This window comes from Chitinophaga caseinilytica, from assembly GCF_038396765.1.
Classification (GTDB): Bacteria; Bacteroidota; Bacteroidia; order Chitinophagales; family Chitinophagaceae; genus Chitinophaga; species Chitinophaga caseinilytica.
The window spans coordinates 2190967-2210693 of record NZ_CP150096.1; the positions used below are offsets into that span (position 1 = coordinate 2190967).

Genomic DNA, 19727 nt, shown 5'->3' on the forward strand with positions numbered 1-19727 from the left:
TTTGCAGTGAAGCGCATTGATGTATGTTCCCTGTATGCCTGCAAACGTTTGCTTAAATAAGAGGACACGTCGCGCAAACAAGCACAAAAAGAGTTTTTTATATGCCCTGCAAGGCACCGCGTTATGAAGAGTAGTATCATGTACTTTTCCAATCCATTCAAGTAATCCGTGAGTTCACGGGCTGTACGTATTTTTTGGCCGTACGCCTGTGGCTCGCGGTATTTTCCCGGCGATAAAAATGTGTGTAACAACGATATGATAATAAGATGTAAAGGCTGGTTGACAGGTGTGTTGTGCCTCGCCGCGCTGGCGGCTTCGGCGCAGCAGCAAGACCCATTGCTGAAACTTTGGTACCGCCAGCCCGCGGCCAACTGGAACCAGGCGCTGCCCATCGGCAACGGGCGCATCGGGGCCATGGTGTTCGGCGGCGTGGAAGAAGAACAACTGCAGCTGAACGAGGCGTTCCTATGGAGCGGCGGGCCCGGCGTCGGCAACAATCCCGGCGCCTACAATACCCTCCCGCTCGTTCGCCAGGCCCTCTGGAATGGAGAATACCTCAAAGCAGACTCGCTCAGCCGGCTCATGCTCGGGCCTTACTCCGCCAGGTACCTTACCCTCGGCGGACTGTTCCTCAAGTCTACGCACACCGCACCCGCAGCCCATTACGAACGTTCGCTCGACCTCAATTCGGCGCAGGCGAAAGTTTCCTATACGGTTAACGGGGTCGTATATACGCGGGAGATGTTCGTTTCCTGGCCAGACCAGTTGCTCGTCATCCGCTGGAAAAGCAGCCGCAAAGGTTCGCTCAGCTTCACGGCAGGGTTCAGGAACCCCATGAAGGCAACGGTCACAACATCGGCCGCCGATCATCTCGTCATGAAAGGGCAATGCCCCTCGTACGTGCCACACCGGCCGTATGAAAAGCGCACCATCGAATACGATCCCGCCATCGGCATACCATATGAAGTACACGTAAAGGCGCGCCTCACCGACGGCCGCTCCGTTGCCGAAGGCGACCGGTTGCGCATCGAAGGTGCCACGGAAGTGACGCTGCTCGTGTCTATGGGCACGGGTTTCAACGGGCCGAACGTAGATCCAGTGAAACATGGCAGGCGTGCGGACTCTGCCGCGCTGGCGCCCCTGCAAAAAGTGGAAGGCCTGGCGTTCGGGGCGCTGCTGCAAAGGCACCTCGCAGATTACCAACCGCTGTTCCGCCGCGTTCAGCTTCACCTGGGAGTCGATTCCTCCGCCCGCAAGCCTACAGACACGCGGCTCGTGGAATACACCCGGGCCGGCGGTAACCGCGATCCGCAGCTCACAACGTTGCTGTATCAATTCGGGCGCTACCTCATGATCGCAGGCTCAAGGAAGGGCGGGCCGGCCATGAACCTCCAGGGCATCTGGAACGATAAAATGCAGCCGCCGTGGGGCTCCAACTATACGACGAACATCAATACCGAAATGAATTACTGGCCGGCGGAAACAGCCAACCTTTCCGAATGCACCGCGCCCTTGTTCGATTTCATCGGGCAGCTCGCCGAAAACGGAAAGGAGACCGCGAAAGTGAATTACGGGCTGGGTGGATGGACGGTGCACCATAACGCCGATATCTGGGCCATCACTGCGCCTTCCGGCGGCTTCGACTGGCGCGATCCGCGCGGCGACCCGCGTTGGGGCATCTGGCCCATGGCCGGCGCCTGGCTCTGCCGGCACCTTTGGGAACATTATGCCTACACGGGCGATAGCGTTTTCCTCGAAAAAACAGCCTATCCGCTCATGAAAGGCGCCACCGAATTCATGCTCGGCTGGCTCGTGAAAGACACCGCGGGGAATTGGGGGACCAACCCGTCGACCTCCCCGGAGAATAATTTCCTCATCGCCGGCGCGCGCAAAGGTTCCGTGAGCATCGCTTCCACGATGGACATGTCCATCATCCACGATCTGCTCAACCGCACCGCGCAGGCCGCCACGCTGCTGAAGCGGGATAAGGAACTGGTGTCGGGCATCAAACAGAAACTGAAGAATTTATATCCTTTCCAGACCGGGCAGTACGGTCAGTTGCAGGAATGGTACCTCGATTGGGACGATCCCAAAGACAAGCATCGTCACCTTTCTCACCTGTATGGTCTTTTCCCGGGAAATGCCATCACGCCGCGGCGTGAGCCCGAGCTCGCCGCTGCGGCCAAACGCAGCCTGGAGTTGCGCGGCGATGGCGGAACGGGCTGGTCGAAAGCCTGGAAGATCAACTGGTGGGCGCGCCTGGAAGATGGCGACCACGCCTACACGATGCTCAATAAGCAATTGTTCCTCGCCGAAACCGACTCCATCAGCGTAGCCGACAACAGCGGCGGTTCTTATGCCAACCTGTTCGATGCGCATCCGCCGTTCCAGATCGACGGGAATTTCGGGGTGGTATCTGGCATCACGGAAATGCTCGTGCAAAGCCACGACGGCGTGATCCATCTGTTACCTGCATTGCCTTCCGCATGGCCGGCGGGCAGTGTAAAGGGATTGAAACTGAAAGGAGGGATGGAAGTGGATATCGAATGGAAAAACGGGAAACTGGCCAGTGCGCGGATCAGGTCGGATAGAAATGCCGGCGGTCGCACCATCCGGACGAACATTCCCGTGCAGATCGCCGCGCCGGTGGCCGACAAAGCAGCCAGCGGCGGCCTGAAGGACTACGGATTCCCCGTCAACAAGCGCATCGCCGCACCGGGCAAGCTTCCGGAACTGCGTCTGCCGGCGGTAACCGACCAGGCGGTACAGATCAGAAAAGGTACAACAACGATCGTAGCGAAATGAAGAAAACGGCATTCGTAATCGTGGGCCTGCTATGGCTGCAAAACGCCGCCGCAACAGACGGTGGCTGGCTGAAGCGTGCCCTGGCGGCGCGGCGGGAACAGATCCGCAAGGAAGCCGCGTGGGCCATGCAACAGCAGCCCGTAACCGTAACGGCGGCTTCCTGCGACCGGAGTGCCGGCGGCAAACACGATTTTTACTCCGAAGGAGATTACTGGTGGCCAGACCCGAAGCATCAGGATAGTCCGTATGTGCAGCGCGACGGCCAGACCAACCCCGGCAACTTCGTAGCGCACCGCCAGGCGATGGTGCGCTTCAGCAGGGTAGTGGGCGCGTTGGCGGCGGCTTACGTGGCAGACGGGAAGAAGGAACGGCTGGAGCACGCAAAGCAGCACATCCTCGCCTGGTTCGCGGATACCGCCACCCGCATGCATCCGCATCTGCTGTATGCGCAGGCGATCAAAGGAAGGGCTACGGGCCGGGGGATCGGCATCATCGATACCATCCATCTGCTGGAAGTGGCGCAGGCCTTGCGGATCATGGAAAAAGCCGGTGTGTTGAAAGGTGTGGAACTGGAAGCGGTGCGCCGGTGGTTCAGGGAATATTTGCAATGGATGACGGAACACCCTTACGGCAAAGACGAAATGAACGCCAAAAATAACCACGGAACCTGCTGGGTGATGCAAGTGGCGGCGTTTGCCTCGTTTTTGAAAGACACAACGTGGACGAATTTCTGCGAACGCCGGTACAAAGAAATATTGCTGCCCGGGCAAATGGCCGCCGACGGCAGTTTTCCGCTGGAGCTGAGACGAACAAAACCTTACGGTTATGCGTTATTCAACCTGGATGCCATGACCACTATTTGCCAGATCCTCAGCAAACCCGGCGCGGATTTGTGGCAATACGAAGACCCTGCGAAGAAATCGATCGGCAAAGGCATATCCTTTATGTACCCTTTTGTTCAGCAGAAAAATTTATGGCCTTACGCGAAAGATGTGATGTATTGGGACGAATGGCCGATGGCGCACCCGTTTCTCCTGTTTGCGGCTGCGGCGTACGGAAATGAAGCGTATTTCCGGCTGTGGGAGCGTTTGCCGCATGGCTCGGAAGTGGAAGAAGTGCTGCGCAACCTGCCTGTGCGCAATCCTGAAATATGGTTGGTTAAACTGTAGTTTGTAATTAATAATGTAAAGTGATCAAGTTTTTTACTGTAGACGTGGAATATGATAACGCCGGTCTCGTCTGAGCCGGCTCTTTTTTTATTTTATGGAACGGCAGAACCGTTTACAGTTTTTGGGTGAAGGAAAAGAAAAAGTTGAAGTGTGCGACGCAACGGCGGTTGAATAGAAAGGAGAAAGCTGGCTGCATCATTTCATTTCCTGTAACAATCGTTGCGCTTTCGGGTATTCCGGCGTGCCTTCGGGGATGCGGTTGAGCCACACGCGCGCTTCGGCGCCGTTTTTCCCTTTGAGATAAGACAGGGCGATGAAAAATGCGCAGCTGTGTTTGTAATGCGACCCCTCGTTCCACAAAGCCTCGAGATCGGCCCGCGCCTCCGCCAACCGGTTGTTTTCCAGCTGCGCCAGGCCGCGGTAATACCGGGCATACTCCATATCGGGCTCCAGGGCCACCACTTTATCCAGCTCCGCAGCGGCCTTTTCGTACTTATGATGATTGAAATGCCGCGTGGCTACGGCGAGCAACGAATCCGCCACCGTTTCCCGCCGGTCGGGCGGTACCATTTCACGCACGGCATACTCCTCATACAGCTCCTTGCGCCAGGGGCTCAGGTAGAGCAGCGCCGAGATGAGCAGCGCAATGGCCGCTACGGTAATGAGAAATGTGCTGAAGGAACGCATGGAGGCAGGTTTACCTATTACGTTACAAAACTCCGCGGGAAAATGTTCGCTTAACGGCTCGGGTCCACCATCGTGGGATGCAGCTCAGACGCGAGCTTGAACAGGATGTCGCGCAGCAGGTCCGCGTCTTTTTCCCCTATGATGCCGGTGTAATATTCCTGGATCCCCTTCACGGCGCTGAACATATCGATCATCAGCTGTTTCCCTTTTTCGCTCAGGAAAATGACCGTGGCGCGATTGTCGGTTTCGTGCTTGCGCGTAATGATGTAGCCTATCGCCTCAAGGTTTTTTACCACCTTGCTCATGGCCTGTTTGGTAATGCGGGCCTTCTTGGCCAGCTCATTATTGATCGTCCCTTCCGTAGAAATGTTCGCCATCAGCACCATGTCACCGATCTTGAAATCGGCGTAGCCGTTCTGCTGCAAATGCTCCGTGAGCCGCGCGTCGAAATCCTTCTTCACGATGCTCAACAGCCGGATGAGCAGCTTCGGCCGTTGGGAAATAATATCCGCTAATTGTTGGTCCTTATCAGTTGTAGTCATAATCGGTGCGGCCAGTTTTGGATGAAGGGGCTAAAATATCCCCTTTTGTCATACAAAGATAATAAAAATTTAAAAAGGTCAACTTATTTGTCCATTTGGTAAGCTTGGTTTACCTTTGATGCCGATTTCGAAAAACACACACAATGGAAACTGCACAGGCAAGTCCCCGCAAGGGCAAACTCGTGGCGAGGATCATCTTCATCGCCATCCTCATTCTCGGCGCCATCTTCGGCATTAAACAATGGTTATATGCCCGCCATCACGAAACTACCGACAACGCCCAGGTAGAGGGGCACTCCGCCCCCGTGATCGCCCGGGTGGCCGGGTACGTGAAAGGACTGAACGTCCAGGATTACGGTAACGTGAAGCTGCGCGATACGCTCGTCACGATCGACGACGAAGAATACCGCATCGCGCTGCAACAGTCGGAGGCAGACGCACAGCAGGCAGCGGCCGACCTGGCCACCGCTCGTGCCAATCTCGCCAACGCCGGCGCCGGCATCACCGTGGCGCAATCCAACGCACAGGTGGCGCTGGTACGGAAAGACAAATCTACCGCCGACCTCCGCCGCGACCAGGCCCTGTTCGACGACCATGCCATCACCAATCGCCAGCTCGACGACACCAAGGCCAACAGCCTCACCAACGACAAACAGTTCCAGGCCGCGCAGGACAATATTACCCTGGCACGCTCGTCTGTTCAGGTAGCTGCCGCCAAGGTACAGCAGGCCGAAGCCTTGCTGGCCAGCAAACAGGCCGCGGTTGAACAGGCGAAGCTGAAACTCGGTTACACTAACGTAACCGCCAACATCGCGGGCCGCATCGGTAAAAAGAACGTGGAACCGGGCCAGTTCGTACAGGCAGGGCAGAGCCTTTTCACCATCGTCGACGAAAACGGTTTTTACATCGTGGCCAACTTCAAGGAAACGCAGCTGGCGCACATCGCCGTGGGCCAGGAAGCAGAAATTGAAGTGGACGGTTTCAGCGATCTGCACCTCAAAGGGCATGTGATCGCTATTTCCCGCGCTACAGGCGCTAAATTCTCCCTGCTGCCGCCCGACAATGCTACCGGCAACTTCGTGAAAATCGTGCAACGCGTTCCCGTTAAAATTTCCATTGACAACGCCGACCAATACCTCGACCGCCTGCGCGCCGGCCTGAGCGTGGAAGTGGCTTTAAAATACTAAGGCAATGACAGCGAAACCAAAAGGGCTCGCCAAATGGATCATCGTGGCCACGGTCATCTCCGCTACCATGCTGGAGCTGATAGATACCACGATCGTGAACGTGGCGCTGTCGCAAATCAGCGGCAACCTCGGCGCCACGATCGAAGACGCCTCCTGGGTGATCACCGCGTACGCCATCGCCAACGTGATCGTGATCCCCATGACCGGGTTCCTTGCTTCCTATTTCGGGCGGAAAAACTATTATCTCACTTCCATCCTCATATTTACGTTCGCATCCTATATGTGCGGACAGTCGGGCAGTTTGTGGGAGCTCGTAGCCTGGCGCTTCATCCAGGGCGTGGGGGGCGGTGCGCTGCTGAGCACTTCGCAGTCCATCCTCTTCGACACTTTCGAGATTTACGAAAGGCCCACGGCATCCGCCATCTTCGGTATGGGCGTGATCATCGGGCCCACGGTGGGGCCTACGCTGGGTGGGATCATCGTGGATAACTTCCACTGGTCGCTCATCTTCGACCTCAACGTTCCCATCGGCATCATCGCCGCGTTCCTCGTATTCTCGTTCATCGACAAGCAGCCCAACGAATACAATATCAACCGGAAAGCCATCAAGATCGATTATCTCGGCATTTTCCTGCTATGCGTCTGGGTCGGCAGTTTGCAATACATCCTGGAGAAAGGGCAGTCGGAAGATTGGTTTGCGGCCACGCACATCGTGGTGCTGACCGTAGCTGCGGCCGTGGCTTTCGTGCTGTTTATCTGGTGGGAGCTGCGGACGGATGCGCCGGCCGTCAACCTGCATGTGCTGAAAAACCGGACGTTGGCCATCACCACGCTATTGACATTCATCATGGGGATGGGGATTTACTGTTCGATGTTCGTGTACCCGGTCTGGATGCAACGTGTAAACGGCTATACGCCTACGCTTACCGGTGAAAGCCTCTTTCCGGGGGCCATCATGGCGGCTATTATGATGCCGATGGTCGGAAAGGCGATCCAGCGTGGCGTTCCGCCGAAATACCTCATCACGGGCGGCTTCCTGATCTTCGCGATTTTCTGCTTCTGGATGTCGACCGCCAGTCCGGACGCGGGCGAGATGTTCTTCTTCGTGCCGCTGTTGCTCCGGGGAATCGGCTCCGCCATGCTGAGCGTACCGCTGACGAACCAGGCCGTTTCGGGGCTGTCGCCCAAAGAAATGCCGCAGGGCATCGCCATCAACAACATGCTTCGGCAGCTGGGCGGCTCTTTCGGCATCGCGTTCATGAACACTTACGTGGCGCGCCAGTACATGGAGCACCGCACGCAACTGCTGCCGTACGTGGGGCCGGAAAGCGCCACCGCCACGGAGCGCCTCCAGCAAATGAGCAACGCCATGGTAGCCAGGGGCATGACGCTCGACCAGGCCAAACACGCCAGTCTTTCCCTGCTCGACGCCGTTGTGACCAAGCAGGCTTACATCTTAACATACCTCGACGCGTTCCGCATCGTGGGCATCTTTTTCATATGTGTGCTCCCGCTGATGCTGTTCGTGAAGAAAAGGAACCTCAGCGCAGACGCCATGAAGGAAGCGGCGGAACACGCGCATTGATTTAAAAACACACAAGTCATGAAAAAAGCACTGATCATCATATTGAGTTGCACGGCCACGGGGGCTTTCGCACAGTCGGCGCCCGCCGAGCTGAAGTCGCTCGTCCAGCAGTCGTTCAGCCATTTCACACAAATCAAGGCGATGGAAACGCAGCAGCGCATCGCGGCCGACCAAACCACGCTCGCCAAAGCCAACCGCCTGCCCGAAGTGAGCGGCAGCGCCAGCTACAGCCATGTGTACCCCGTTCCCAAGGTGCAACTGCCCGGCAGCGATTTCAAATTCCAGCCGGTGCCGTCCGAAAACATCAACGCCGGCGTGGAAGCGCGGCAATTACTGCTCGATTTCGGAAAATCCGGCAGCCAGATCAAGAAATCCACCGCACAGGCCGGGCTCCTCGGCGTGCAAACCGCCGAAGCCCGCGAAGAGCTGGCCTACCAGGTGGCTAACGTTTATATGAACATCGCGTTCCTGCAAGACAATATCGCCGTGCAGGAAGCCAACATCCGCCTGCTCGAAGAAACGGAGACCATGGTGGAAAACAAGCTGAAACACGGGGACGCCATCGATCTCGACCTCATCAATACGCGCGTAAAACTCGAATCTTACCGCAATAAAAAAGTCGATTTCACGAATTCCCTCCAGAAACAGGTCGCCACGCTCGAATACCTGACCGGTGAGCATTTGCAGGATTCGGTGCATTCCGATTTCGCATGGGCCGTTCCGCCCGCCGCCGGCGATTTCGAGCACAACGCTACCATGCGCACGTCGCTGGAAAAGGAAAAAGTAGCGGAAACGGGGATCGAACTGGCGAAGGCGCAATACAAACCGAGCCTGTTCCTCAATGCGGGAACGGGTTTCAAGAACGGTTACCTGCCCGAGATCACCACGCCCAAATTCAATTACTATGCAGGCGTGAGCCTTTCTGTGCCGATCTATAACGGTAAAAAACTCCGCACGCAGGAACATATCGCCGCCACGGAAGCGGAAATCGCGAAACTGAACACGCAGGATGTGAAAGAAGTCCTGCAAAAGGAAGCCGCCCAGCAAAATGCGGATATCACGGCAGGGCGCGACAGGCTGCAAACGGCCGAAGTGCTGCTGGAACAGGCGAACAAAGCCCTCACGCTGGCGCAAAGCCGCTACCGCAACGGCGTCATTACTTACCTCGATCTGCAAAACGCACAAACCTCGCTCCTCGAGGCGCAACTCTCCAAGATCCAGTACCAGTACCAGTTATCACTGGCGGGCCTGGAGCTGATGCACCTCAGCGGACAAGAATTTTGGAAACAATAACCATTGACTGGTTTTGTTTTCGTAGTGTGTGTTTAAATAAAAAAGGCCCGGTCTTTCGCAGACCGGGCTATTTTTTTATTCGGAAAACGGATATCGGATCACTTTCCCGCGATGCCCATTTCGAGGCCGCGCAGTTCTGCGAGCCCGCGAAGGCGGCCGATGGCGCTGTATCCGGGATTGGTTTTCTTGTTCAGGTCGTCCAGCATCTGGTGGCCGTGGTCTGGCCGCATGGGGATGGAAACGCCCCTGCGCTTCATGACGCCGAGAATGCTTTTCACGACGCTGTACATGTCTACATCGCCTTCGAGGTGATTGGCTTCGTAGAAATTGCCGAGCGCGTCGCGCTTGGTGGAGCGGAGGTGGAGGAAGTGGATGTGCTCGCCGAGGCGGTCGATCATGCCGGGCAGGTCGTTATCCGGCCGCACGCCGTAGGAACCGGTGCAGAAGCAAAGTCCGTTGGATGGAGACACGATGGTGGCCAGCAGTTCGCGCGCGTCCTGTTCGGTGCTCACCACGCGGGGCAGGCCGAGGATGGCGTACGGAGGATCGTCTGGATGGATGGCCAGTTTCACGCCCACTTCTTCCGCTACCGGCACAATTTGCTGGAGGAAATAGAAGAGGTGCAGCTTGAGCTTGATGGCGTCGATGTCTTTGTATTTGTCCAGCGCCTGCTGGAACAGTTCGAGGGTGAAGCTTTCTTCCGAACCGGGGAGCCCGGCGATGATGTTGCGTTGCAGGAGGGCTTTTTCGTCTTCCGTCATGCTGTCGAATTGCTCTTTGGCGCGGGAGATTTCCTCTTCGGGATAATCGTTTTCGGCGCCGGGGCGTTGGAGCATGAAGAGGTCGAATGCCATGAACTGGGCTTTATCGAACCGGAGGGCTTTGGAACCGTCTTCGAGGGTATAGGCCAGGTCGGTGCGGGTCCAGTCCAGCACGGGCATGAAGTTATATGTAACGGTGTAAATACCGCATGCCGCGAGGTTGCGGATGGATTGCTGGTAGTTTTTGATGTATTCCTTGAAGCGCCCGGTTTGTGTTTTGATGTCTTCGTGCACGGGTACGCTTTCCACTACAGACCAGGTGAGGCCAGCGGCTTCGATTTCCTGTTTGCGCTGCATGATCTCTTCTTTGGACCATACGGTGCCGTTGGGTATGTGATGAAGGGCCGTAACGATACCTGTGGCGCCGGCTTGCCGGATGTCTGAAAGGCTCACCGGATCTTTGGGGCCGAACCACCGCCAGGTCTGTTCCATTCTCAGCATAAACTTTCGATTTTTTTTAGTTTCCCAAAATTAGCATTACGAACCAGATAAGCAAATTTCCGGCGAGGAAATTGTCAATCGTTTGCAATGCCTTGTACGAGAATGATGGCGAGGTCCATCACATTGGTATTGGTGGGGCCGGTCCGGATGTGGGTCTGGGTTTGATGGAAGTAATGCCAGCTGTCGTTGTTCTCCAGGAAAGGCAAAGGGTCGGGCCCCTGCGCGAGGGTTCCCGCGTCGATGACGGCGCCTGCCGCGTCCGTAGGCCCGTCGATCCCGTCCGTACCGGCTGAAAGGAACGTGATCCGCGGATGGTCTTTGATCAGCAGGCCGGCGGCCAGCGCCAGTTCCTGGTTGCGGCCGCCGAGGCCGTTGCCGGTCACCTGCACGGTAGATTCTCCGCCGGCCAGGAGGCAAGCGGGGAAAGGGCCTTTGTACGATAACGCGGCATTCACCAGTTCGGCTGCCAGGTCGCGGGCTTTACCGGTGGCGTGGTCGGTGAGGATATGGGCGTGATAGCCGAGCGCATCCGCTTTTTGGGCCGCTGCTTCCAGCGCGATGCGGTTGCTGGCGGCCAGAACGTGGGTGGCGTTCGGCAATTCGGCCGGGCGCGCGGTTTCGGGGATGAGGCCGGCTTCTCCCTGCTCCAGATGCGCCAGGATGCCGGAAGCCACGCGGTCGCGGAGTTGATATTTATCAATGATGGCCAGGGCATCGGTAAACGTAGTGTGGTCGGCCACGGTAGGCCCGGAACCGATCACCGCGGGGTCGTTGCCCGGCACGTCGGATAAGAGGATGGAATGCACACTGGCGGGATGGATGGCCCTGGCCAGCTGGCCGCCCTTGATGGCGGAAAGGTGCTTGCGGACGGTGTTCATCTCCGCGATATCGGCCCCGCTGTTCAGCAGGAGCTGGAAGGCATGTTGCAGCTCTTCCATGGAAGCGCCGGGCGGAACGTCGGCCAGCAGGGCGGAGGCGCCGCCGGAAAGCAGGAAAACCACATGGTCGTCCGGTTTCAGGCCCGCCGCAAGTTGTAGCATGGTAGTGCCCGCGATGAGGCTGTTGATATCCGGGACGGGATGCCCCGCAACGATGAGCCCGGTTTTTTGTAAGGGAACGTCCGGCGAATGGCTGGATACGGCGAAACCCTGGTTCAGCCGCTCCCCCAGGATGCGCTCGGCCTCGAATGCCATGGCTGCGGCGGCTTTACCGGCAGCCAGCAGGAAAATGCGGCCGTCGCCCGGAGGAGGAGAAGGCAGGTGGAGGGGAACGAAGTGCCGCGGCTGAACGGCCGCTACGGCATGTAGAAAAATGGTTTCCGCGTCGCGTCTTGCGGCGGCGCTCATCCGGCGGAGGTTTTGCGCGCTTCCTTCTTGTCTTGCTTACGGTCCATCTTCTTTTCCATATCCGCTTTCTTCTTCAATTCCCAATCATTCCATTTTTTGTATTGCGATGGACTGAGCACTTCCTGGAAGCGGCGGTTACGGTCGCTGTCGAGCTCCTGGTACCGCTGCATGCGCTGGCGGGCGCTGAGCGTGGTGTTTTTCTTCGCGGCATCCCTTTTCCGGGCAATGTCTTCGTTAATGTCGTAAATGGCCTTCCGCTGGTCTTTGGTGAGGTCCAGTTCGCGGTAGAGCTTGTCGCTCATCTTGTCTGCCTTGCCTGCAGCGTCCCAGCGGTGGCCGCGGGCGTGCGTCGAATCCTGGGCCTGTGCGGCGAATGTGAGCGCCGCAAACAGTACCGTCATGAGCCAAATCTTGTTTTTCATATACTGATGCCGTGTGTTGATACCTGAAAGATACCGCTCGTAAAAATTTATTCCAAAATAGTAGGTTCCGCGGTCAATCATTTATTAAATTTAACACTTGTAGCTGTATTGTTACCTGGTCGCCGTGCTTTTTCCAGATCTATCCTGTGCCGGCGCGTGTCGTATTCAGCCATCATCTAAACGTATCTTAATCAACCTGCCATGAAAGCAAGTAAATTTCCTGCCGGCGCACCCGTGCCGGAGCCGGGGATGCAGCATCGCCGCCAACTTTTAACGCGGTGGGCCATCGGCGCAGTATGCGGTCTGTCGGCTTTATTGCCGGCCACGGGCGCACTGGGCCAGCAGACCTTCCCCGTCAACGGCGTGGCCGAGCCCCGCGAAGGCTGTTACGCCTTCACCCATGCCACCATCGTTAAAGACGCGAAAACGACTTTGAAAGACGCAACCCTCGTTATCCGCGACGGAAAGATCGTGGCCGCCGGCCCCGGTGCCGCGGTCCCGAAAGACGCCGTGGTGGTCGATTGCCAGGGGAAGTTCATCTATCCCTCGTTCATCGACATCTACAGCGATTACGGAATGCCCTCCAACCAGCGGGGCGGTTCCGGCCGAGGATCGCAGCAATTCATTTCCGCTACCCGGGGCGCCTATAACTGGAACCAGTCCATCAAGCCGGAAGTGAACGCCGCACAACTTTTCGGGGCGGATGCCGGCAAAGCGGAAACACTCCGTGGACAAGGGTTCGGCGTCGTTCTTACGCATCAGCAAGACGGCATCGCCCGCGGGACCGGCGCGCTCGTGAGCCTGGCTTCCGACCGCGAAAACAAAACCATCATACGCGAGAAAGTCTCCTCGCATTACTCCTTCGATAAAGGCTCCTCCACGCAGGATTACCCCAGTTCCCTCATGGGCGCCATCGCGCTGCTGCGCCAGCAGTACCTCGACGCGCAATGGTACAAGGGCAACCCCGCCGCAGAAGGCGTCAATCTGAGCCTCCAGGCCTGGAACGACCAGCAGCAGCTCGTCCAGATCTTCGATGCCGGGGATAAATGGAACGCGCTCCGGGCCGACAAGATCGGTGACGAATTTGGTGTGCAATACATCATCAAGGCCGGCGGCAATGAATATCAGCGCATGCCGGAAATGCTCGCGTCGAAAGCGCAGTTCATCCTGCCGCTGAACTTCCCCGCCGCCATGGATGTGGAAGACCCGGCAGACGCGCGCTTCGTGGCATTGGCCGATATGAAGCACTGGGAACTGGCATCCACCAACCCCGCCGCATTCGAAAAAGCGGGCATTCCGTTCGCACTGACGGCTGCCGACCTGAAAGACGCGAAATCCTTTTTCACCAATCTCCGCAAAGCGATCGACAACGGCCTGTCCGAACAGAAAGCCCTGGAAGCCCTCACGCAAACGCCCGCCGCCATCCTGAAAGCGTCCGACAAAATCGGTTCGCTCGACGCCGGCAAACTGGCCAACTTCCTCATCGCCTCGGGACCCATTTTCGACGAAAGCACCATCCTGTACCAAAACTGGGTGCAAGGGAATAAATACCAACTGAAAGACGAAGGCTGGACCGATATCCGCGGGAAATACAACATCGTGCTCACGTATCCCAACAGTTCCGCAACGTATCCCGCGGAAATCAAGGGATCGCCGGCTGCGCCGTCTATCGTCAACAAAGACACCATTCCCGGCAAGATCGATGTGGCAGGCCCGCTGGTGACGATCGTGCTCAACAACACGAAAGACAATACCCGCCAACTCCGCCTCAGTGGCGCTATCCGCTTCATGCAGGGCGCTATGGTCACCATGCGCGGATCGGGTGTGGACGACAAAGGCGTGCCCGTGAACTGGGAGGCCGTTCAAACCGCCACATTCGTAGCAAAGGCAGATACGGCTAAAAAGAAAACGCCGGAAGCATCAGGCAAAATCTACTATCCGTTCGTGGGATATGGATTCGAGGAAATGCCGAAGCAGCAGGATATTCTCATCCGCAACGCCACGGTTTGGACGAACGAAAAAGAAGGAAAGATCGAAGGTACGGATGTGCTGATCCGCAACGGCAAGATCGCACAGATCGGTAAAGGCCTCGCCGCCGGGAGCGCCCGTGTTATCGACGGCACCGGCAAACATCTTACGCCCGGCATTCTGGACGAGCACTCGCATATCGCGATCAGTCGCGGGGTGAACGAAGGAACGCAATCCGTTACCGCGGAAGTGCGCATCGCAGACGTGGTGAACCCGGACGATGTAAATATCTACCGCCAGTTGTCCGGCGGCGTAACATCTTCGCACCTGCTGCATGGTTCCGCCAATACCATCGGCGGCCAGAGCCAATTGATCAAGCTGCGCTGGGGCGCGAACGCGGAAGACCTCAAGTTCGCAGGGACCGACGGTTTCATCAAATTCGCACTGGGCGAGAACGTGAAGCAGTCGAACTGGAACCTCCCTGCCCGCGTGCGTTTCCCGCAGACGCGGATGGGTGTGGAACAGGTGCTGGTGGATGCGTTCACCCGCGCGAGGGACTACGAGAAAGCCGGCCCCAACAAGCGCCGCGACCTCGAGCTGGACGCGCTCGTGGAAATCCTCAACAAAAAACGTTTCGTGACCTGTCACTCTTATGTTCAGAGCGAGATCAATATGCTGATGAAAGTGGCCGACCGCTTCAACTTCAGCATCAATACTTTCACACACATCCTGGAAGGTTATAAAGTGGCCGACAAGATGAAGGCACACGGGGCCGGAGGGTCTACTTTCGCCGACTGGTGGGCGTATAAAATGGAAGTGATAGACGCCATTCCGCAGAATGCGACCATTATGCAGCGTGTGGGCGTTACCACCGCGATCAATTCCGACGACGCGGAAATGGCCCGCCGCCTCAACCAGGAAGCCGCTAAAAGCGTGAAATACGGTGGGATGGAAGAAGAGCTCGCCCTGAAAATGGTGACGCTGCATCCCGCGCAGCTCCTCCATGTTTCCGACCGCATCGGCAGTATCAAAACCGGTAAGGATGCGGATGTGGTGCTCTGGAGCGATCATCCCCTCAGCATTTACGCCAAAGCCGAACAAACGATCGTGGACGGTATCGTTTACTTCGACCGTTCCCGCGACCTCGAGTTGCGCACCCGGATCGCAGGCGAACGTAACCGGCTGATCGCCAAAATGATAGGCGAGAAGAAGAAGGGAGGCCCCACCCAGAAAGCGGTGCCTTCACGGGAGGAGATCTATCATTGCGAAGATCTGCAGGCCGGCCATCAGCATCATATTCTGAACGATGTGGAAGATCACGACCACGCAAACAACCACTAACATGAAAAAAATATTCCTCTCCATCATAGGGCTTACCGCCTCCCTGGCCACGCTGCGGGCGCAGGAAACGGTATATCCGGCAGGGTCGCAGAAAGGACTGGTGTTCCTCAAAAACGCCACCATTCATACCGGCGCCGGCCAGGTCATTGAACGCGGGACCATCGGGTTCAGCAACGGAAAAATCATAGCGGTGGGCGCGAATGTGGCCATCCCGGCAGACGACGTCCGCGTGTTCGACGTGCAGGGCCAGCACATTTATCCCGGCCTTATCGTGACAGACAGCAACCTCGGCCTCACCGAAGTGGAAAGCGTGCGTGCCACCAACGATTACAGCGAAGTGGGGGAGATCAATCCGTCCATCCGCTCCATCGTGTCGTACAACACCGATTCCAAGATTATCAATACCCTGCGGACCAACGGGATCCTCCTGGCGCAGGTGGTGCCGGAAGGCGGACTGCTGACCGGCAGCTCGTCGGTAGTGCAGCTCGACGCCTGGAACTGGGAAGACGCGGCTTACAAAACCGATAACGGCATCCATTTTTACATGCCCCGTCTCATGCCGCGCGCCAATCCCTTCGGTGCGGAAGCCCGCGGGCCGGGTGGCGATGCGGTGAAAGCGGCCATGGACAAGATCGGCCAGGTGAAGGCTTTCCTGCGCGACGCCAAAGCATATCTGGACGGCGGTTCCAAAAAGAATGGCACCAACCTGAAATACGAGGCGGTGAAAGGCCTGTTCGACGGAAGCCAGAAGTTCTTCATCCACTGTGATCTCATGAAGGAAATGGTGATAGCCGCGGATATGAAGCAGGAATTCGGGCTGGATGTGGTGATCGTTGGCGGGACTGACAGCTGGATGATCGCCGATATGTTGAAGAAGAACGGCATTCCGGTGATCCTGTCGCAGCCGCACAGTCTGCCGGTGATGCAGGACGACGATGTGGACCAGCCTTATAAAACCCCTGCGCTCCTGCAGAAAGCCGGTGTGCTGTTCAGTATTTCGAACGAGGGGTTCTGGCAGCAGCGGAACCTTCCATTCAACGCCGGAACGGCCGGAGCGTATGGTTTGAGCAGGGAAGAAGCCCTCAGCGCTATCACCCTCAACGCGGCCAAAATCCTTGGGATCGCGGATAAGACCGGCTCGCTGGAAGTGGGGAAGGACGCGAATATGGTGGTGAGCACGGGCGATATCCTGGATATGAAGTCGAGCGTGATCACGCGGGCGTACATCCAGGGCCGGGAAATCGACCTGACAGACAAGCATAAACAGCTGTTTGAAAGATATAAGCATAAATATCAGTTGCAATAGATTGATTTGCAATGGAAATGATGAAGGCCGTCCGCACCAGCGGGCGGCTTTTTTCATGCCCTGGAAAAATCGTTGGGAGCTGCTGACATACCCTTGTCATATGGCGGGTTGAGATTTGTGGAAAAAAGATGAGACAGCAGATAACAACGGCCCGTCTTTTCGGGCTGGAAGACATTTCGCCGGAGGAGGTGCTCCGGCGCCTGGGGGAGCCGGGTTTCCGGATGGTGGACAATAATCCGTGCGCGTCGTACAAGCGGCACCATATTCCCGGTGCGCGGCATTTGGACCCGGGGGATTATGGGGCGGGGGATCTGGAATGCGGGAAGGAGGATACGATCGTTTTTTACTGTTCGGATGCCTTGTGCGGAGCGGCGCCCTATGCCGCGAAGCGCGCACGGAACATGGGTTTTGAGCATGTATACGTCATGACCCAGGGGATTTCCCAATGGTTAAAAAACGGCTTCCCGACAAAAAATGTTTGAAAAAAGTTTTGTGTTCGGAGAAAAATTACTTTGAGCGCAAAACTTGTTTTATGAAAAAGAAAACACCCAAATTTTACAAACCGATCTGTCGGTGGAAACAACTCGAAAACGTTCGCAAACGTATTGAGGAGGAAGATAAGGATTTGACGCCCGAGGAGGCGTTTAAAAGCTTGTACGAAGCGGGGTTGATCGATGAAAACGGCAACGAACCTGCGTGGATGAGTGATCCGGCAAATTTTACAATGCGTTTTTTAAGGAGGTAGATTTTTTGTTTGTTAACCTTACAATGAAATTCAATGGGTTTTCGAAACGTGGTTTTTGGTTATCATGGCTGCGATGCAAGGTTGGCATCGCAGCTTTTACATGTCAAGCAGAAAATTCGCATTAGTAGAGGTGAATTTGAATGGCTGGGTCATGGTATGTATTTCTGGGAGAATAACCTGGAAAGGGCGCGGGAATGGGCCAAAGAAAAAAGCAGGCAAGGGCTGATCGATACGCCAGCCGTTATTGGAGCCGTATTGGATTTGAAGAATTGTTGCGATTTTTCTGATAAGTATTATTTGGACTTGTATCAAACCTACTGTATGCAAATGCAACGACGGTACCAGTCGAAGAATATGAGGATGCCTGTTAATTTCGCACCTGCTGGGTCCATTCCCAAAGATCGTGTTTGCCGGAAGTTGGATTGCGCGATAATTGAGTGGATGCATGAGCGAATGCAGTATTTAAATTCTCGTCAGGCCGGCATTGCGGATACTTCCGAGCTTCCGCCGTTCGATTCCGTCAGAGGGTTGTTCACCGAAGGCCATCCTGTATTCGAAGGCTCTGGTATTTATCGGAATACGCACATTCAGATTTGTATCCGCAACCCGGAATGTATCCTGGGATATTTCCTTCCCCGGGAAGGAGAGATGGATGAGATAGAAGGGTTCGAAGTGGAGGAGTCTCCGGCTTTGATTCGATGGAATTAAAAATAAAACCCCGGAGCCCTAAAGCCTCCGGGGTCAATAACGAACCTCACTTATCGAGAAAAAAACTAAATGATCTTCACCAGGTAATAATTCTTCTTCCCCTTTTGGAAAAGAATGCTATTGGCGTTCAGCAGCGACGATCCGTCGATCTTCAGGTCGATTGCGGTCAGCTTTGAGCCGTTCATGCTCACGCCTCCGCCCTGGATCGTTTTGCGCGCTTCGCCTTTGCTGGGGAACACGCCCGCTTCTGCGAGGAAAGTAACCACGTCTTTTCCTGCTTCCAACACGGCGGCGGGCATTTCAAACTTTACTACGCCCGTAAACACCTGCATCAGTTCTTCTTCAGAAAGCTCACGTAACGAATCGATGGAAGTGTTGAAGAGCTTATCAGTGGTTTTAACAGCGTTGAGGTATTCTTCTTCGCCGTGTATGAAGCTCGTCACTTCCTGCGCGAGTTTCTTCTGCAGCACGCGTTTGCTCGCGTCCTGGCGGTGTTCGGCGATCAGGTCGTTGATCGTAGCTTCTTCAAGGAAGGTGAAGATCCTGATGTAATTTTCCGCATCGTCATCGTCGGAACGCAGCCAGAACTGGTAGAATTCGTACGGACTGGTCTTTGCCGCATCGAGCCAGATATTCCCGCTTTCGGACTTGCCGAATTTGGTACCGTCTTTCTTCTTGATCAGCGGACAGGTGAAGGCATATCCCTCGCCGCCGCCCATACGGCGAACGAGCTCCGTTCCGGTAACGATATTGCCCCACTGGTCGGAGCCGCCCATCTGCATTTTGCAGTTCTTCGTCTTGTATAAATGGTAGAAGTCGTACCCCTGGATCATCTGGTAAGAAAACTCCGTGAACGACATGCCGCTGTCGCCTTCGAGGCGTTTCTTCACGGAATCTTTCGCCATCATGTAATTGACGGTGATGTGCTTGCCTACGTCGCGGATGAAGCTGAGGAACGAAATGTCTTTGAACCAGTCGTAGTTGTTCACCATTTCCGCATAATTGGATTTCGACGGGTCGAAGTCCAGGTATTTCTCCAGCTGGGCTTTGATGCTGCTCAGGTTGTGCTGCAACGTGTCCAGGTCGAGCATTTTGCGTTCTTCTGCTTTGAAGGAAGGGTCGCCCACCATGCCGGTGGCGCCGCCTACGAGTGCGAGCGGCTTGTGGCCGGCGCGCTGCAGGTGTTTGAGCAGCATGATGGGAACGAGGTTGCCCACATGCAGCGAGTCCGCCGTCGGGTCAAATCCCACGTAGGCGGTCGTCATTTCCTTTTCCAGCTGTTCTTCCGTGCCTGGCTTGATATCCTGTATCATACCGCGCCAGCGCAATTCCGATATTAGATTCATGAAATGGTGAAAAAT

At 56.1% G+C, this 19727-nt stretch carries 16 protein-coding genes; 10 read left to right on the top strand and 6 right to left on the bottom strand.

Features of this window, described 5'->3' with window-relative positions; translation table 11 throughout:
• Positions 1-255 precede the first annotated feature (255 nt).
• Positions 256-2805: a glycoside hydrolase family 95 protein gene (locus WJU22_RS09265; RefSeq protein ID WP_341842957.1), complete on the top strand. Its 2550-nt coding sequence runs from the start codon at positions 256-258 to the stop codon at positions 2803-2805.
• A complete protein-coding gene (locus WJU22_RS09270) occupies positions 2802-3974 on the top strand; it encodes an alginate lyase family protein (RefSeq protein ID WP_341842958.1) in 1173 nt (390 codons plus the stop codon). Before WJU22_RS09265 ends, WJU22_RS09270 begins: the two co-directional genes overlap by 4 nt.
• Positions 3975-4169: 195 nt before the next feature.
• On the opposite strand, the gene WJU22_RS09275 is transcribed toward WJU22_RS09270, so the two are convergent.
• Both WJU22_RS09275 and WJU22_RS09280 read right to left on the bottom strand, forming a co-directional pair.
• On the bottom strand, positions 4170-4661 hold the full coding sequence (locus WJU22_RS09275; protein ID WP_341842959.1) for a hypothetical protein: 492 nt from the start codon (positions 4659-4661) through the stop codon (positions 4170-4172).
• Between the two features lie 50 nt (positions 4662-4711).
• Positions 4712-5203 carry a MarR family winged helix-turn-helix transcriptional regulator gene (locus tag WJU22_RS09280; RefSeq protein WP_341842960.1) on the bottom strand — a complete coding sequence of 164 codons (492 nt, stop codon included), beginning with the start codon at positions 5201-5203 and terminating at the stop codon, positions 4712-4714.
• Positions 5204-5346: 143 nt separating this feature from the next.
• Between WJU22_RS09280 and WJU22_RS09285 the strand changes: the two genes are divergently transcribed.
• Genes WJU22_RS09285 through WJU22_RS09295 form a run of 3 tightly spaced genes read left to right on the top strand, consistent with a single transcriptional unit; the run spans position 5347 to position 9268 of the window.
• Complete coding sequence (locus WJU22_RS09285) at positions 5347-6390, top strand: HlyD family secretion protein (RefSeq protein WP_341842961.1); 1044 nt, start codon at positions 5347-5349, stop codon at positions 6388-6390.
• A 4-nt stretch (positions 6391-6394) separates the two neighbouring features.
• Positions 6395-7975 (top strand): MDR family MFS transporter, encoded by a 1581-nt coding sequence (locus tag WJU22_RS09290; protein WP_341842962.1) that lies wholly within the window; start codon positions 6395-6397, stop codon positions 7973-7975.
• 18 nt (positions 7976-7993) lie between these two features.
• Entirely contained in the window at positions 7994-9268 is a 1275-nt protein-coding gene (locus WJU22_RS09295; RefSeq protein ID WP_341842963.1) for a TolC family protein, read from the top strand.
• Positions 9269-9366: 98 nt separating this feature from the next.
• On the opposite strand, the gene uxuA is transcribed toward WJU22_RS09295, so the two are convergent.
• The 3 genes from uxuA to WJU22_RS09310 all read right to left on the bottom strand — a co-directional run bounded on the left by uxuA (position 9367) and on the right by WJU22_RS09310 (position 12298).
• Positions 9367-10530 (bottom strand): mannonate dehydratase, encoded by a 1164-nt coding sequence (gene uxuA, locus WJU22_RS09300; RefSeq protein WP_341842964.1) that lies wholly within the window; start codon positions 10528-10530, stop codon positions 9367-9369.
• A gap of 74 nt (positions 10531-10604) precedes the next feature.
• Positions 10605-11876 carry a glycerate kinase type-2 family protein gene (locus WJU22_RS09305; RefSeq protein ID WP_341842965.1) on the bottom strand — a complete coding sequence of 424 codons (1272 nt, stop codon included), beginning with the start codon at positions 11874-11876 and terminating at the stop codon, positions 10605-10607.
• Positions 11873-12298 carry a hypothetical protein gene (locus WJU22_RS09310; RefSeq protein WP_341842966.1) on the bottom strand — a complete coding sequence of 142 codons (426 nt, stop codon included), beginning with the start codon at positions 12296-12298 and terminating at the stop codon, positions 11873-11875. Before WJU22_RS09310 ends, WJU22_RS09305 begins: the two co-directional genes overlap by 4 nt.
• A gap of 201 nt (positions 12299-12499) precedes the next feature.
• Between WJU22_RS09310 and WJU22_RS09315 the strand changes: the two genes are divergently transcribed.
• The 5 genes from WJU22_RS09315 to WJU22_RS09335 all read left to right on the top strand — a co-directional run bounded on the left by WJU22_RS09315 (position 12500) and on the right by WJU22_RS09335 (position 18366).
• Positions 12500-15607, top strand: coding sequence for an amidohydrolase family protein (locus tag WJU22_RS09315; protein ID WP_341842967.1), 3108 nt, complete (start codon positions 12500-12502; stop codon positions 15605-15607).
• A 1-nt stretch (position 15608) separates the two neighbouring features.
• On the top strand, positions 15609-16913 hold the full coding sequence (locus WJU22_RS09320; protein ID WP_341842968.1) for an amidohydrolase family protein: 1305 nt from the start codon (positions 15609-15611) through the stop codon (positions 16911-16913).
• A gap of 128 nt (positions 16914-17041) precedes the next feature.
• Positions 17042-17395, top strand: coding sequence for a rhodanese-like domain-containing protein (locus tag WJU22_RS09325; RefSeq protein ID WP_341842969.1), 354 nt, complete (start codon positions 17042-17044; stop codon positions 17393-17395).
• 50 nt (positions 17396-17445) lie between these two features.
• The gene (locus tag WJU22_RS09330) at positions 17446-17658 is read left to right on the top strand and encodes a hypothetical protein (protein ID WP_341842970.1); all 213 of its coding nucleotides are present in this window, start codon (positions 17446-17448) and stop codon (positions 17656-17658) included.
• Positions 17659-17691: 33 nt separating this feature from the next.
• On the top strand, positions 17692-18366 hold the full coding sequence (locus WJU22_RS09335) for a hypothetical protein (protein WP_341842971.1): 675 nt from the start codon (positions 17692-17694) through the stop codon (positions 18364-18366).
• 65 nt (positions 18367-18431) lie between these two features.
• Here the strand turns inward: WJU22_RS09335 and tyrS are convergent, their stop codons facing one another.
• On the bottom strand, positions 18432-19712 hold the full coding sequence (gene tyrS / locus WJU22_RS09340; RefSeq protein ID WP_341842972.1) for a tyrosine--tRNA ligase: 1281 nt from the start codon (positions 19710-19712) through the stop codon (positions 18432-18434).
• Between the last annotated feature and the right edge of the window lie 15 nt (positions 19713-19727).

What these genes read in the sequence shown, in the direction of transcription:
- WJU22_RS09265 (WP_341842957.1), top strand. Translation starts at nt 256, where the DNA reads ATGATAATAAGATGTAAAGGCTGGTTGACAGGTGTGTTGTGCCTCGCC.
- WJU22_RS09270 (WP_341842958.1), top strand. Translation starts at nt 2,802, where the DNA reads ATGAAGAAAACGGCATTCGTAATCGTGGGCCTGCTATGGCTGCAAAAC.
- WJU22_RS09275 (WP_341842959.1), bottom strand. Translation starts at nt 4,661, where the DNA reads ATGCGTTCCTTCAGCACATTTCTCATTACCGTAGCGGCCATTGCGCTG.
- WJU22_RS09280 (WP_341842960.1), bottom strand. Translation starts at nt 5,203, where the DNA reads ATGACTACAACTGATAAGGACCAACAATTAGCGGATATTATTTCCCAA.
- WJU22_RS09285 (WP_341842961.1), top strand. Translation starts at nt 5,347, where the DNA reads ATGGAAACTGCACAGGCAAGTCCCCGCAAGGGCAAACTCGTGGCGAGG.
- WJU22_RS09290 (WP_341842962.1), top strand. Translation starts at nt 6,395, where the DNA reads ATGACAGCGAAACCAAAAGGGCTCGCCAAATGGATCATCGTGGCCACG.
- WJU22_RS09295 (WP_341842963.1), top strand. Translation starts at nt 7,994, where the DNA reads ATGAAAAAAGCACTGATCATCATATTGAGTTGCACGGCCACGGGGGCT.
- uxuA (WP_341842964.1), bottom strand. Translation starts at nt 10,530, where the DNA reads ATGCTGAGAATGGAACAGACCTGGCGGTGGTTCGGCCCCAAAGATCCG.
- WJU22_RS09305 (WP_341842965.1), bottom strand. Translation starts at nt 11,876, where the DNA reads ATGAGCGCCGCCGCAAGACGCGACGCGGAAACCATTTTTCTACATGCC.
- WJU22_RS09310 (WP_341842966.1), bottom strand. Translation starts at nt 12,298, where the DNA reads ATGAAAAACAAGATTTGGCTCATGACGGTACTGTTTGCGGCGCTCACA.
- WJU22_RS09315 (WP_341842967.1), top strand. Translation starts at nt 12,500, where the DNA reads ATGAAAGCAAGTAAATTTCCTGCCGGCGCACCCGTGCCGGAGCCGGGG.
- WJU22_RS09320 (WP_341842968.1), top strand. Translation starts at nt 15,609, where the DNA reads ATGAAAAAAATATTCCTCTCCATCATAGGGCTTACCGCCTCCCTGGCC.
- WJU22_RS09325 (WP_341842969.1), top strand. Translation starts at nt 17,042, where the DNA reads ATGAGACAGCAGATAACAACGGCCCGTCTTTTCGGGCTGGAAGACATT.
- WJU22_RS09330 (WP_341842970.1), top strand. Translation starts at nt 17,446, where the DNA reads ATGAAAAAGAAAACACCCAAATTTTACAAACCGATCTGTCGGTGGAAA.
- WJU22_RS09335 (WP_341842971.1), top strand. Translation starts at nt 17,692, where the DNA reads ATGGGTTTTCGAAACGTGGTTTTTGGTTATCATGGCTGCGATGCAAGG.
- tyrS (WP_341842972.1), bottom strand. Translation starts at nt 19,712, where the DNA reads ATGAATCTAATATCGGAATTGCGCTGGCGCGGTATGATACAGGATATC.